Genomic DNA, 13,121 nt, shown 5'->3' on the forward strand with positions numbered 1-13,121 from the left:
TCACTCCGCGGCGATTGGAAGCGCGTCGTCGCCGGCGTCGCTCCACTTTTCAGGGTTATCGGGGTAGGCGATGCGCTCGATTGCCTCTTCCATCGTCAACCCCTGATCGAGCAGATCGTGGATTGCCGCGAAGGTGCGCGGCGAGGACGAGAAGACGGTTCCGGAATAGGGGTCGAGAACGAGCCGCCCGACCGACATGGTCTCCGGTCCCTTGATGAGCACGTCCGAATACTCGAGGCCGTTACGCTTCAGCGAGCGCATCAAGGCATCGGTGTAATCGTCCATCTCGAAGCGGTCGTGCTTCTTGAAGTCGGCGATGGTTTCGGCCTTCTGCTGAAGGATGACGAACCAGTCGCTGTTCTCAAGAGCCGCGCGGCTACCGTCGGACTTGTAATAGTCGTTGATGCTCTGCGTGGCCGTCACCAGCGATGCGCCGTACTTACGGCAGGTACGGGCATAGGCCTCGATGAAGTCGGCCATCGAACCGCCCTTGAGCAGCTGCCACGCTTCGTCGAGCAGCAATGCCTTGGGGACCGAGCGATCCTGGCGGCGCATTGCCTGACTCGCCATGAACATGATCGCTGTCAGCGCGACCGAACGGAGCTCCTCGCGCGACGAGAGATCGGACAGCTCGAAGACCGTGAGGTCGGCCTTCAACTGGAACGAGACGTCCCCGATAAAGAAGCGACCATAGGTGCCCTCGGACGAAAACGGCCGCATGGCGATGGCGAGATCGGCGGCAACGGAGTTGCCCGTGTCGTTGAGCGCAGCAATGACGTCGTTGACAGAGCCTCCGCGTCCCTTCTCGTTCCACACCTTGTTGATCGCGCCGTCGATCAGGCCGCGTTCGGTGTCATTGAGCTTGTCGATGTGCCGCGCCATCTGGTTCACGATGCTCTTGAGCATCGCGAAGCAGTCCATGAGGTAATCCTCGTCCTGCTCCGCCAGCGCGGGATCGATCATCGCGAACGGGTTGATGCAGAAACCCGACGCCATCGTGAACTCGACGAAGGCACCGCCCTGCAGCTTGGCCGAGTGCTCGAACGACCGACCATCGTCGATTACGACGACCTTCGCGCCGGCGCCGACCAACGACGCACACAACTCCTGCAGCATGACCGATTTGCCCGAGCCGGACTTGCCGCAGACGGCGACGTTATGGTTGCCTGCGGTATTCTCGAACGGCGACCAGAAATATGGCTGGCCGCGTCGACCAATGAGCATGAGGTGCGGGTTATTGCCGCCAAGGTACTCGCCCTGCAGCGGCATGAGGCTCGCGGCGGTCGTGGTCAGCACGGTCCGCATACGCTTCATATTCTTGAGATCGAACGACAGACCGTTGGCCATCGTCATCGGCATCGCGGCGAGGAGGCCTTGGATCTGCAGATACCGATCGTCGAGCAGGTCCCAGCCTGCGGCGCGGTACACCGACTTCAGCGTTCGCTCGTTCGTGTCCCCCTTGCCCTTGGGGCTGAAGGAGGTGACCGAGTAGAACGCCTGAACGAGCTTGCGGCCCTGGCGCAGCTCGTCCTTGACGAACTTCCACTCCGCCGACTGATCCTTCAGCTGCGGCAACATGCGAGCCGACTTCGAGTCCGCAAGGCTGGTGGTCCGCATGAACTTTCGACCAGCGCGCTGTCCCTCTGCCTCCGCGTCGGGAAAGTCGAGGCAGAGGTTCGTCGAGACGGGGCAGGGCATGCGAAGCTTGTCGGCGAACATATCGCCAATGAGCTTGGCCATGTCCCAGGGCGCCCAGCGCTGCGGCAGATTACGAACCGAAAAGGAGCGCACATCGAACGTGTCCGGGTAGATCTCGCCGATCTCCGGGGCGTTATCGACGGTCTTGCCGGTCGGCCGAAAGCGCTCAGTCCGCAGCAGGATACGATCGGGCTCGATCTTCATTTCGAGATCGTGACGCACAGCCTGATCCGCGATCGGATCAAAGGGATTGTAGGTGATCGTGTCGTCGCCCGGCGCGGTCGTGGGCGAGGTGAGGTCGTCGATCCAAGTGATGAGCGCCTTGGGGTCCATGGCGCGCGAGTGGACGCCGATTGACTCGAGGGCGGAGGCGAGCCCCTCCATCACCGATACGATCTCCTCGTTGGAAACGCGGCTCGTTTCGGGTGTCGAATAGGAGATGGCGAGGCGATGGTTGCGCATATGGAAGGGCGCAGCCGTCGACAGCGAATGCCATACTCCGCCAAGCAGGTACTCGGTGCGGTGCTTGGCCATGCGCTCGTAGACGCCGGCGGCCGAGTATCGCGGGAGATACCATTTCGAGAGAAGCTCGCTGATGCGCGGGCTCATCCAACCATGCACCTGCAGCGCGCCCGGAGTGGGGATGCCCTCGGAGAGGAACTGCGCGAGCATTTCGTGGCTCTGCTCGGTGGCACCCATCATCGGCGTGCATTCGAGGACGAAGCCGCGTGTCGCGCTGTTGTAGAAAATCTGCGTCTTGGGATCGTAGCTCCGGTAGGGGAGCCAATGCACAAAGCGCGGCACCGCGGTGTCGGGGCGCCCGCTCTCGGGCTTTGCGCTATCGCCCAGGAACGTCGCCAGCAGGCCGCTCAGAAAGCTCATTGATCCACTCCAGGGAACGAGGGCGCACGCAGCACCGGAACGACGCCGTTTGCCTTCGCAGCGTCGCGCGCTTCCGGCTCGGCGCGCGCGAGCCCGGCGCGGATCGCCGGGTTGGCCTGAACCGACGCGATCGCCGTCCGACCAGCCTGTGTCGCATGTGCCGGAACGGTGACGGACGACGTCGCCGTTGGCGTCGTCTCTGCAGGGCGAGGCAACGCGGAAGAGGCGGAAGGCTTGATACTGGAGGGGCGGACGTTCTGCGTTGTCGCCGTTTGTGGCTGCGACGAGGAACCTGCGGGCCTCGGAGCGACCGGAATAGCTATCGCAGCGGGAGCGGGACGGAAGGTCGGGCGCGTCGCTACCGGCACGCGACGGGGGTTGCGTGCGAGCTGTCGCGCAACCTGGTCCTTGATGTCGCCGACTGGATCCGCTTGCGAGCGCGCAGCCGCGACGGCAGCGGGGCTCGGCATGTCGGGGTCAACCATCCCGTCGGACATGGCACTGACTGGCGGGTCGGCACGATCGACCGCGGCAAGGAGGGTGTCGCCGCCAGTTGCTGTAGCGACTTCGGATGGCGTGGTCGCAACGGCGTTAGCGGCTAAGGCCTGCTGCCACTCGCCCCGCTCGACCACGGCATGAATGGCGGTCTGCTCGCGCAAACGACCGGCACCGTCGATCTGGGCTGGGAAAACGATGCGCAGGACCCGCTCTTGGCTGCGGGCCGGCACTGCCGAGGCGGTCCGGAAACCGCCGGTGACGGCGCGGGCGGCGATGCTTTGTGCGCCGCGGTCATCCCCTGCGGGCACACTGTAGGGACCGGCCGGGGTAATCATGCGATCGCCGTCTTCGCCGGCGATCAGCGCCAAGGCGCGGTCGTCGATGGTCGAACTCGGCGCGCAGATGCCGTCAGGCGCCACGCATGAGAAGTTGCCCTTGATGTTGCCGCCCATCGTCGTGCAGCTCGAAAGGCCGGTGCCGGCGAGGATGAGCGCGAGCGCGCCGAGCTTGGTAGGCGTCACGACCGTCCTCCCTCGATGAAGGCGGCCAGCGCCTCCTTGGGCCGGTAGCCCTCAATCATCGCGCCGTCGGAGCGGACGATGACGGGGGTGCCGGAGAGTCCATGCGCGCGCGCGAACTTCTCGTTGGCATCGAGACCCGAGGTGTCGCACGTGCCGGCATTGCGCAGAGGCTCGCCGGCGTAAGCCTGGTGCAGCGCCTCTTCACGGTTCTTGGCGCAGTAGACTTGGTTGGCGAGGTCGCGACTGCCGAGCACCGAGATGGGGCGTTCGATGACGCGCACATTCATGGTCCGCAGCGTGTTGGAGAGCGCGCGGCAGTAGCCGCAGCGGAAATCGCTGAAGACGGTGACCGTCTTGCCGGCAGATTTGCCCCACACGATCGCACCCGTCGCCGGAAGGCTTGTGAGTGAGAGGTGCTGCGGCGCAGCGGGTGCCGAGGAAGGCGCGCCAGCGCCGCGCGTCAGCGGCGCTTCGTCTCCGCTCGCGGCGTTGTTGGCCTTGGCCGCCCCGCCAATGAGCGTGTCGGGGTTGATCTCGAGGAGGCGGGTTGCCGTCAGGTCCTGCCTCGTCTCCATGTCGTAGACCCGGCCGATCATGAGGTAGCGGCCCGACCGATCGACGTAGAAGAGGTTGTTGCCTGCGGTGACCTCGCAGAGGCCATCGACCACGCCGCAGTCGACCTTGGACACCTGCGTGCGAGGCAGCCGTGCCTTGAGGAGCGCGGCGACCTTCGTGTTGGACGGCGACATGATGCCGAGATCCGCCGCAGCACCTGCGGCACCGATACCCACGACAGCGGCGCAGCCGGCGATGGTTGCGATGAAACGCGGACGCAGTCGCCAGAAGGCGATGTAATCAATTACGGACATACACACCCTCCAGGAAGACGATCTCGACGTCGACGCCCGTGGGCATCTCGATGACGGGCTGGTACTGCTCGGCGCGCTCGATCAGGTACTTGGAGACCATGTCGCCAGCCTCGCCGACGCCGTTCCCGATCCCGCCCTGTGCGATGTCGCCCACGCCGAGCTGCTGACGGCGCCCGTCGACCACGACACTGCTTCCACGCAGGATCGAGTTGGAATTTGCAGCGAAACCCTTGCCGATGCCGCCCACGAGACCGGCGATGAAGGCTTGGCTGACGAGCGAGCCTTCGCGGCTGACCACGCGGCCGCGGACGCCCGTCTTGCCGCCGAAGGCGATGAAGCCCTTTACCTCGGACTCGGCATATCTGCCGCCCGGTTGCGGGCAGGTCATCTTCTGCAGCTTGATATAGACCTTCTCGCTCGACAGCTCGCCGCGCGCGGCGCCGTTGATGAGACAGCCTTGGATTTTGGTGGTGAGCAGCTTGCCATTCTGCAGCACCGAGCGTGCCGGGCCGGTGATGCGGAGTACGACCGGCAGCGGGTCGGTCTGGCTGTTTACACCCGCCGCGGCGTCGACGCCGACGATGACCTTGGCGGTCGCGAAGCTGTTCGCTGGAAGATAGTTGGGGCTGTCGGTGTAGACCGTGCTGCCCTTGGCGATCTTGGAGGCGGTGCCGCGATCGGCCGAGCTGAACGACACCATCTTAACTTCGCTCAGGCGAGGTGCCGCAACCTCAGGGCCGGGCGGGGGCGCGGCACCGCGGCCGTAGACTGCCGCACTGCCGGGGCCGTACATCGCTTGTGGACCAGCAGGGACCGGAGCCGGCGCCGCGCGGTCGTTCACCTGGCGACGAAGCTGCTCGTTCTCGGCCTGGTAGGCCGACACCACGCGCTGACCGTCCGACGACATCGACTGGTTCTGCGCTTTGAGCGCGTCGATCTGCTGCGAGAGCTGCGCGACGCGAGCATTGGTGCCATCGACGCTTTTGAGCTGGTTTTCGGCTGACTGGAAGCGGTTCTCGGACAGCGCCATCCACTCTTGCTCGGACATGGTCTTGTTGGCCATGTCGCCAACCGAGACCTTGACCTGCTCAGGCTTGTCGGGGTCGAGCTTCTTGGCACTGTCCGTGCCCCCGAAGATCCAGAACGACGAAGCGACGAGGCCAACCGCACCCACCCCGGCGAGGAGCATGCGTTGCTTCTTCTTGGTCTCGGTGTTGCCGTCCAGCTCGGAGGCGATCGGCGAGACGCCATCAACTGCGGGACCTGCCTCGGGCCCGTCGAGCGGCTTGCGGCTTCGCGAGAAGATGTCCGTGAGGGCCATGGCTTAGTTTCCGTTCCGCGAGACGAGGTAGGCGGTCGTGACCCGACCAGGTGCGAGCTTGGGCTCGGCGATCGAGACGGCGAGGGCGCTGGACGGCGCAACTTGGGCCTCGGTCAGGACCTTCTCCTGCGAACCCTTGTTCTCGATGCGGAGGACACGACCGGTCAGGGCCTCCCCGCGATATTCGGAGATCATCTGGACCTTCAGATCACCGACATAGACGGGCTTCAGCGAGCGCTGACGCTGCTCGAAGCCTTCGACCGACTTGTTGGCGTACATGGCCTGGACCAGCGACACCGCGGCGTCCTCGGGCGACGATGCGGCGGCCACCTTGGTGGGCGTTGCCTCCACAGCATCCGCCTTGGCGATCGCGGGGTTGGAGAGGAAAACCTGCACGGCCTGATCGCCAGCGATGCGGCAAGCGAACTTGTAGACGTAGCCGCGCTTGGACGTTCCGAAGAACGACAGCGTCTGGCGGTTGAACCCCTCTGGGACCGACAAGTAGATGTCACCGCGCACCGGCTCGTTGACGACCGAAAAGTCATCCGCCGGATTGCCGGTGTTGATCTTGGAGACGCCTGCAAATTCGTCGCCGACGAGGCTGATGCGGGTAAGGTCCTTGGCCGACGCGGTGCAGGAAACCTGCGCGCCGTCTGCCACCATCAGCGTCTGATCGTTCGCGGCGAAGGCAGGGCCTGCGTACACGAAAAAGGCGAGGGCGATGAGTGCGGCACCGGCAAGGCGGCTGAGCCAGCACATCGTCCGCGATGCGAGGACGGTGCCGAGTGCGGCGCTACCGAAGGCATAGAGTGAGGCGGTCACAGCGAACCTCCCAGGCGGCCCTTGGGCTGCGCCATGCTGAAGCCGACCAGCTTCAGGCTCATGCCCGAATATTCCCAGTCGTAGATGAAGGTGCGAGGCTCGTTTGAGACGACCTTCTGCCCGACCACCGTGCTGAGCTTCCCCGTGACGGTCGACTGAAGGTGCTTGGCGTCGATCTCCATGCCTTCGAGCGTGAAGAACTGGCTCATGCTTGAGCCACGCTGCTCGCTGACGATCTTGAGGAGGTCGGCCTTGATTGTCCCCTGAGCCTTGGGCGAGACGATCGCGAGGACCGACTTCATCCAATAGTCGAGGCTGCCCGGCGACCGGTTGAGCGTCAGCACCGCGGTGTCGCGGGTGACCAGCTCGAGATACTCGCGCGACACGCCCGAGCTGGAAACCGTCACCGGCGATCCAAGGACCGGCTGCAGGACGATCTCGCGGCTGCGCGTCGCAGACATGAGGAGAAGGAGCGCAACGGCGCCCGCCAGCACGAGGGCGGCGATGCCGAGGAGATTACGCTGGCGAAGGACGCGCTGGCTCTGCGCGTGCTGGTAGGAATAATCCATGTCAGCCCACCATCAGTCGGAGATAGGAAGGTGGCGTGGCCCTGAGCGACGGGAACCCGCCAGGAAGGTGCCAATACGCCAGGTGGATCAACCAAGAAGTTGCCCGTCCCGCCTTGGCTCGTCGCAGAGCCCACCAACCCGAGAATGCTAAGGCAATCCCGATGACGATGTGTTGGGACAGGATTCCCCATGTGAAGGGGATGACCATCGCGAGGAACTCGTCCAACGTCCAAAAGCCGATAAGCTCAGGGTCGTCTAAGTGCGATGGGATCACGAACTTGTCGGCTGACATCACGCCACCTTCAGTGACGACGCCGGCGGAGCTGCTATCTCCGCCGGTGCCGGATATATTCAGATGGTTGCGGTGACGGTCGAGGTGACGATCGGAACGCCGGTGCCGGCGCCAACGCCCACGCCGACCGGGATCGCGACCTGGCCGAGCGAGAAGCGGCCCGAGGCCAGACCGACGACACCACCGGCCAGCGACAGAACGGTGATGATCTTGCCGCCCGAACCCTCGAGGAAGCCGGTGAAGGCGTCGAGCGCGGTATCGAACGTGCCATCGGCACCGGCGAAGGCCGGCGAGGCCATCACGGCTGCGGCAGCCGCGACACCGAGGGTGGCCAGCACGGCCGTCTCGGTGCGACGGCCCATCTTGAGCAGGGTCTTCATGACGATAGGTCTCCTTTGACTGAGCGCATTTCAGCGCGCCCAACCAAAGGCTCGGCCGAGAAAAAAAGTGGCGCAATCGAAGCGTTGAGGAACCGCTTGATCGATCGAATGTTTTTTAATCCGTTGCGACGAAAAGAGCGTCAGCCGCTCACTTGTCCCGCTGCCCGGGACGATTTGTCCGCCCTCACGAACAACCGTCCGCCGTGACGAACGCCTGTCCGCAATAGCGGACAGCTGTCCGTATTGACGGACAACTGTCCGCGGACGAGGACAGCCTTGTGACGGGTCTGATCCGACGGTGCGACTCCGGCACATGAATGTGTTACACAACGCGGACTCGATGGTGCTAAAACGCCGCTGGGACGATATTTTTCAGGGTGTTAAATACAGGTGAGGACTTCTTCTAAGATGACGGCGGGGCAGCGCGCCTTCGATCTAAAGATCTCGGAAACACTCTTTCGGCTAGTAACCGAAAGCATCCGGCTTTTCTCGAATAAGAAGAAGACTCTTCTGTCGATAAACGATGTGGTGAATGACCGTTCTTCATCCGCATCGCACATTAAGAGCACCTACAAAGCTGGCTCTTTGAAGGAGCATCTGCGTATCATCCCCACGGATGGCGACGTCGGACTGTCTCTAACAATAATGGAAAGCAGCGCTGAGGCGATCGACGGGTCGATACCAGACCTCGAAGCAGTCGTCGGGACGTCAGTCAGCTTTGCCTCGGCTGTATCGCTGGTCCTCTTCGACTTTATTGTCGAGGAGAACACGACAGAGGTCATCAATAAGCTTGGCTTGGACGTCGAGGACGCCCAGGCCTTCCGCGCAGCTGCCAAAAGAACCGAAACGAATGTAATTCCAATCAGGTAGCCCCTTAGAAAGATGAAATTAACGTTAACGGTAGGGCTGCCATTCTGTCATTTTGAAGCTTACCTGAGTCGGAATACACGGGTGGGGAGTGCCCTGAGGTGGGAGCGTCATATCCATACAATTCTGGTGACAGCAGTAGCAGCGCTAAGCCAGAACTTGCCGATTTCCTCCTTGCGAGGATGAAAGAGCTGCGGGTCACGTTCCGCGTGCTCGAAGCTGCTACGCCGATGATGAAGCGGACGAGGCTTCACTCCATCCTGCATACGGACCCGGCAAAGCGCCGGCCGATGCGGGTGGATGAAGCGCAGGCGATCTGCGAGGCCCTCGGGATCACGCAATCCGAGGCATTCTTTGGAACAGAGCTGCTCGCTTGCCTGTCGGGCGATGAATGCGAGCATACCGCTGGGCTGACGGCCTTCCTCGCTACCGTCTTCGGTGGCTTGGCCCCAAGGCTGGCAAATGCGGTTTCCGCGATCGGTGGCCTGGACCTGAGCGACGTTCGCGGCGAGCATGGCCAGCAGATCCAGCAGCTGGTGTGCGAGACGTTCGAGCGCGGCTACGCGGATCTCGCTGAGCGCAAGGGCTTCCGCCTGCGCAAGAAGGATGCCGAGGGGCTCTAAAGCCGCTGCATCCATGACGATCGGATCAGGCACCGCTCAGGTGCCTTTTTTTTGGCTGTGACGGCCGGCGAGGGCTTCGACCGCTGGATACGCGCGACGGCGCTGCCACGGGCCTCCACAGGCTTCCTAGCGCCTGGGATAGCCAATGGATCAAAGGGAAGAGGGAGGGCAATTGCGCGGGTGGACGGGTGTGACCAGGTGCTGCCTGCGACGATGCTGTTTTGAGGCACAGGCGTCGCGTGCTACGGCGGGGCATGGCTTACGCTCCAGTAAACCAGACCCCTTTCAGCGACGTACCTCCAACCACGGCGTCTCGTGTTATTAAAAGCACGAAGAGCGCGGCCTCTCGGCAGGCGAGGTGCCCGAAATCGGCCAAAACAGCCCCGAAAAGCGGGGTTTTTAGACCTGACTTCGTGCTTTTGATAACGCGAGGCCCTGAATTTTCGTGCTTTCAGAAACGCGAGAGGTCCACTGGCGAATTATCAATGACACGAGAGCGGCACGGCCCCGCTAGGATCGAGTCACACCCAAAGCCCGCCCCTCGACAACCTCAGATTAAAATAAAGGCTAATTGACGATGGCGGAGATAGAACAAGGCGAGCTTTTCCTGCTCGATAGCCCACTGCATGGTGCGGTCCGCGGGGAGCGGTCGCTCATGGCATGGCCGTTCTTCGCGTTGGCAAAGAAGGCTTGGATGCAGCCCTTAGCCTACAAGAAGGACGACATCTCGATCGAGATCGGACCTGGGCCAAAAGGCGTTGCCACGATCTACGACAAGGAAATCTTGCTCTACATTGCGAGCCTGATGGTATCGAAGGTCGAGGCGGGGAAACACGTCGGTCAGGAATTTAGCTTTACGGCCAACGATCTTTTCAGTGTCACCGGGGTCAACAAATCCGCGAGATCGTACCAACGGTTGTCCGAGGCACTTGAACGACTGCAGGGTACACAGATCAAGACCAACATCGAAGCTGGTGGAGAGGGCGAGGATGGCTTCTTCTCTTGGCTGCAGGAAGCCAAGCTTCAATATACCAAGGGCGAAGGCGGTGAGCGCCGACTGAAAGCCATTAAGGTGCGTCTCTGCGATTGGCTGTACCGAGCGATCATGGTCGATCGTCAGGTTCTGGAATACGCATCGACATACTTCCAGCTGGGGCCGTTAGAGCGCAGGCTCTATGAGGTTGCTCGCGCGCTCAGTGTCGACGGTCGAACGACGATCCCGCTCGAAGACCTCCGGCTGCAGATGGGCTATCAAGGCCCCTCGCGTCACTTCAAGTTCGTGCTCACGAAGATTATCGATGAGAACACGATCCCAGGCTTCCGGTTTGAGATCGATGATTCCGGCCGCCCGACGGTCACTGCAGCTGGACGGACAGTCCGCGAATATATCGTCAAAATCATCCCCGAGGCGTCGAACAAGCGACTGACCTCATAGCTCTGTCTGATTCGGGATCGGAACGTGCGTGACGGTGCCCGCCAGCACCTCGCGTCATTGAAAGCACGAATTGTTGTCCCGGGCCACGGGACACAAACGCTCTCGTGTTTCTGAAAGCACGAACATTAGTTGCCTAATGTCCTTCAAAGCACGAATCACGCGTGTTTCGCGAGCACGCCGCGTGCGGCAGATTGGCCAAGTCTGGGTCGCAGTCCGCGACCTAGAAACATTAGGATTGGCTGTGACCACATAAACGAATGCCCGGCACGAAGGCCGGGCACCCTGAAACCGCTATGTCCGATGCCGGCAAGCATCGAAAGGGCCGTTGCAACGCTCAAGATATACTGGTTTCCGAGCTCCGGTTCAAGGGTTGCGCGCTTCGCGCCACGGTCGAGTTTTGCCCCGGTCCCGGCCCACATGAGGGCAGGAAATTGGCTGCAATATCAATGGCAGAGGCCGCTCTGTCGGCGCTCGGTGGTGTTCGCTTCAAGCGGAGGCCCTCGCGGTCGGGCACTGTGCATCGCACCGGCGCGCCCGTGCGGCGCGACAGCATCGAGGCCGGCACGTTCGAGAACGCCTTCTTTTCACGTCCGGCCAAGGGCGAGACCGATCGGATTTATAAACGGGCAGCGACGCTCAGCGCCGGCCGCGCCAACCTGCGAGCTCGGATCGCGCACGAAGGGCGAGAGCCGACGGCTTTGGAGGCCGCCATTCTGCGCTTCAATCGTACCACGCTGGCCGTCCTCGAGGAGCTGCTTAGGATAGCGCGGGTCCAAGCTGGCCGGGTGTATCCAACGCTCGAGTATCTGGCCGAGAAGGTCGGACTTGGTCGCCGGACGATCGTTCGCGCCCTGGCACTCTTGGCCGAGCTCGGCTTCGTCCTCTCGCAGCGCCGCTTCAAACGCGTTGAAATCGATGGCGTAGGGCCACGCTATAAACAGACCAGCAACGCCTACCGCATGCTCATGCCGGCATGGGTTGAGGCGCACCTTCCGCGATGGATGCGGCCCGCTCCGATGCCCGCCGACGTCGTTCAAAGGGAGGTCGACCGGATCGAAAGCACAACGGCCATGCTCGCGTCGCTTTCTCGACGGGAATATGCGCTCGCCACCGTCGATGGTCAGTTGGGCAAGGTACTCGCACGCCTTGGTGCTGCACTCGACGCCCAAGAGAGCGAGTGCCACCACGGCCCGCAACCGCTCCAGAATCTATTTATAAATGGGAATGAATGACTTGGCCTAGCCGGCCAAGGCGTCATCGCCTGACGGCGGTCCAGTACGACGGAACCGACCAACCGAACCACCATCGCAAAGTGAAGCCCTTGAGCGCCGGCTACGCCGTCGCAATGCTCCCGAGTGGAGCATGCGTTTTCTGTCGCCGTTCATCGGACGGATGCGTGCGCGGAGGGGTTAGAATTGCGCGAGTGCGACCGAGCGATAGGCGGGTTGTGGTAAGGTCGAGCGGAACGTCTGTGATCCAGGCGAGGCGGTCAATCTTGACCAGTTGGCGATGATGTCGGTCACATAGGCCTGCGTTTCGGTGATCCTCGGTACGAGGCCCCCGCGCACCCGCCCCGGACCGGCGTTATAAGCAGCGAGGGCCAGCTGCACGCGGCCAAACCTATCGAGCTGCTGGCGGAGGTAGCGGGCGCCGCCCCGCATGTTCTGATAGGGGTCGAAACGGTTCACACCGAGACCGATTGCGGTGCCGGGCATCAACTGCGCGAAGCCAAAGGCATTTTTCGGTGAAAGCGCCGTCGGATTGTAACGGCTTTCCCGGATTATCATCGCGTCGAAGAGCCCCGTTGGGATGCCGTGTTCACACGCGATCGAGCTCATCATGCCATAGTAAACCGCTCGCCGATTTTCGGCCTCCCGCGAAAGGAAGCCCGACGGTCTATATGCAAGAGGCGCGCAGCCGGGGACGAACGCGGGCGCCGTAAATGATCCGACGCCGGGCCTCATCCAGTCTGGCACGCTAATCGACGACGTGATCGCGACACTCTGTGGCAGGCTCTCCGATACGCTGACCTCGGGGACAATCGAGGCGAGCTCTTGCTTCATGCGAAACTCGACATAGCGACGGCTCAGGTCATGGATCTTGAACTCTGCGGGTAGCTCGGGCGCAGGAGGGTTCTCGATGACTCCGAGATCCCCGTCCGCCATAGGCGCGACAGGCGCTGGCGCGGTCGTCATCGAGATCATCTCGACCCGCCGGATATTGCCGCGCTTCCCGGGCGCGGCCGTGGCAGATGTGGCAAGCGCCATGCTCGCGATCGCCAATACGGCCTGAAACTGATGCACGAAAACCTCCTCGACCCCCGGTTTAGAACAGTGGAGATCAA

The 13,121-nt window shown here is 62.5% G+C and carries 13 protein-coding genes; 4 read left to right on the top strand and 9 right to left on the bottom strand.

Annotated features, from left to right (window positions below):
* The 8 genes from traC to AC07U4_RS18840 are packed head-to-tail and all read right to left on the bottom strand — an operon-like array spanning position 1 to position 7,852.
* Positions 1–2,580: a type IV secretion system protein TraC gene (gene traC / locus AC07U4_RS18805; RefSeq protein WP_495196491.1), complete on the bottom strand. Its 2,580-nt coding sequence runs from the start codon at positions 2,578–2,580 to the stop codon at positions 1–3.
* Positions 2,577–3,599, bottom strand: coding sequence for a TraV family lipoprotein (locus AC07U4_RS18810; protein WP_495196492.1), 1,023 nt, complete (start codon positions 3,597–3,599; stop codon positions 2,577–2,579). The genes traC and AC07U4_RS18810 overlap by 4 nt, the downstream gene beginning before the upstream one ends.
* Positions 3,596–4,468 (bottom strand): DsbC family protein, encoded by an 873-nt coding sequence (locus tag AC07U4_RS18815; RefSeq protein ID WP_495196493.1) that lies wholly within the window; start codon positions 4,466–4,468, stop codon positions 3,596–3,598. The genes AC07U4_RS18810 and AC07U4_RS18815 overlap by 4 nt, the downstream gene beginning before the upstream one ends.
* Positions 4,455–5,789: a TraB/VirB10 family protein gene (locus AC07U4_RS18820; protein ID WP_495196494.1), complete on the bottom strand. Its 1,335-nt coding sequence runs from the start codon at positions 5,787–5,789 to the stop codon at positions 4,455–4,457. The genes AC07U4_RS18815 and AC07U4_RS18820 overlap by 14 nt, the downstream gene beginning before the upstream one ends.
* A 3-nt stretch (positions 5,790–5,792) precedes the next feature.
* Positions 5,793–6,548: a type-F conjugative transfer system secretin TraK gene (locus AC07U4_RS18825; protein ID WP_495196558.1), complete on the bottom strand. Its 756-nt coding sequence runs from the start codon at positions 6,546–6,548 to the stop codon at positions 5,793–5,795.
* A 59-nt stretch (positions 6,549–6,607) separates the two neighbouring features.
* The gene (locus AC07U4_RS18830) at positions 6,608–7,180 is read right to left on the bottom strand and encodes a type IV conjugative transfer system protein TraE (RefSeq protein WP_495196495.1); all 573 of its coding nucleotides are present in this window, start codon (positions 7,178–7,180) and stop codon (positions 6,608–6,610) included.
* Between the two features lies 1 nt (position 7,181).
* Positions 7,182–7,472 (bottom strand): type IV conjugative transfer system protein TraL, encoded by a 291-nt coding sequence (gene traL, locus AC07U4_RS18835; RefSeq protein WP_495196496.1) that lies wholly within the window; start codon positions 7,470–7,472, stop codon positions 7,182–7,184.
* Positions 7,473–7,531: 59 nt separating this feature from the next.
* The gene (locus tag AC07U4_RS18840; RefSeq protein ID WP_495196497.1) at positions 7,532–7,852 is read right to left on the bottom strand and encodes a TrbC/VirB2 family protein; all 321 of its coding nucleotides are present in this window, start codon (positions 7,850–7,852) and stop codon (positions 7,532–7,534) included.
* 408 nt (positions 7,853–8,260) lie between these two features.
* Here AC07U4_RS18840 and AC07U4_RS18845 point away from each other — a divergent pair, with 408 nt between their 5' ends.
* The 4 genes from AC07U4_RS18845 to AC07U4_RS18860 all read left to right on the top strand — a co-directional run bounded on the left by AC07U4_RS18845 (position 8,261) and on the right by AC07U4_RS18860 (position 12,009).
* Positions 8,261–8,722, top strand: a complete 462-nt coding sequence (locus AC07U4_RS18845; protein ID WP_495196498.1) for a hypothetical protein — start codon at positions 8,261–8,263, stop codon at positions 8,720–8,722.
* A gap of 179 nt (positions 8,723–8,901) precedes the next feature.
* Positions 8,902–9,342, top strand: coding sequence for a hypothetical protein (locus AC07U4_RS18850; protein ID WP_495196499.1), 441 nt, complete (start codon positions 8,902–8,904; stop codon positions 9,340–9,342).
* 577 nt (positions 9,343–9,919) lie between these two features.
* Positions 9,920–10,777: a replication initiator protein A gene (locus tag AC07U4_RS18855; protein ID WP_495196500.1), complete on the top strand. Its 858-nt coding sequence runs from the start codon at positions 9,920–9,922 to the stop codon at positions 10,775–10,777.
* A 293-nt stretch (positions 10,778–11,070) separates the two neighbouring features.
* Positions 11,071–12,009, top strand: coding sequence for a helix-turn-helix domain-containing protein (locus AC07U4_RS18860; protein ID WP_495196501.1), 939 nt, complete (start codon positions 11,071–11,073; stop codon positions 12,007–12,009).
* A 177-nt stretch (positions 12,010–12,186) separates the two neighbouring features.
* Here the strand turns inward: AC07U4_RS18860 and AC07U4_RS18865 are convergent, their stop codons facing one another.
* Positions 12,187–13,080, bottom strand: coding sequence for a lytic transglycosylase domain-containing protein (locus tag AC07U4_RS18865; protein WP_495196502.1), 894 nt, complete (start codon positions 13,078–13,080; stop codon positions 12,187–12,189).
* Positions 13,081–13,121 lie beyond the last annotated feature (41 nt).

Source organism: Sphingomonas sp. GW821-FHT02B09 (genome assembly GCF_059421875.1).

Coding starts and splice junctions, on each gene's coding strand:
- traC (WP_495196491.1), bottom strand. CDS start 2,580: ATGAGCTTTCTGAGCGGCCTGCTGGCGACGTTCCTGGGCGATAGCGCA.
- AC07U4_RS18815 (WP_495196493.1), bottom strand. CDS start 4,468: ATGTCCGTAATTGATTACATCGCCTTCTGGCGACTGCGTCCGCGTTTC.
- AC07U4_RS18820 (WP_495196494.1), bottom strand. CDS start 5,789: ATGGCCCTCACGGACATCTTCTCGCGAAGCCGCAAGCCGCTCGACGGG.
- AC07U4_RS18825 (WP_495196558.1), bottom strand. CDS start 6,548: ATGTGCTGGCTCAGCCGCCTTGCCGGTGCCGCACTCATCGCCCTCGCC.
- AC07U4_RS18830 (WP_495196495.1), bottom strand. CDS start 7,180: ATGGATTATTCCTACCAGCACGCGCAGAGCCAGCGCGTCCTTCGCCAG.
- traL (WP_495196496.1), bottom strand. CDS start 7,472: ATGTCAGCCGACAAGTTCGTGATCCCATCGCACTTAGACGACCCTGAG.
- AC07U4_RS18840 (WP_495196497.1), bottom strand. CDS start 7,852: ATGAAGACCCTGCTCAAGATGGGCCGTCGCACCGAGACGGCCGTGCTG.
- AC07U4_RS18845 (WP_495196498.1), top strand. CDS start 8,261: ATGACGGCGGGGCAGCGCGCCTTCGATCTAAAGATCTCGGAAACACTC.
- AC07U4_RS18850 (WP_495196499.1), top strand. CDS start 8,902: ATGAAAGAGCTGCGGGTCACGTTCCGCGTGCTCGAAGCTGCTACGCCG.
- AC07U4_RS18855 (WP_495196500.1), top strand. CDS start 9,920: ATGGCGGAGATAGAACAAGGCGAGCTTTTCCTGCTCGATAGCCCACTG.
- AC07U4_RS18860 (WP_495196501.1), top strand. CDS start 11,071: ATGTCCGATGCCGGCAAGCATCGAAAGGGCCGTTGCAACGCTCAAGAT.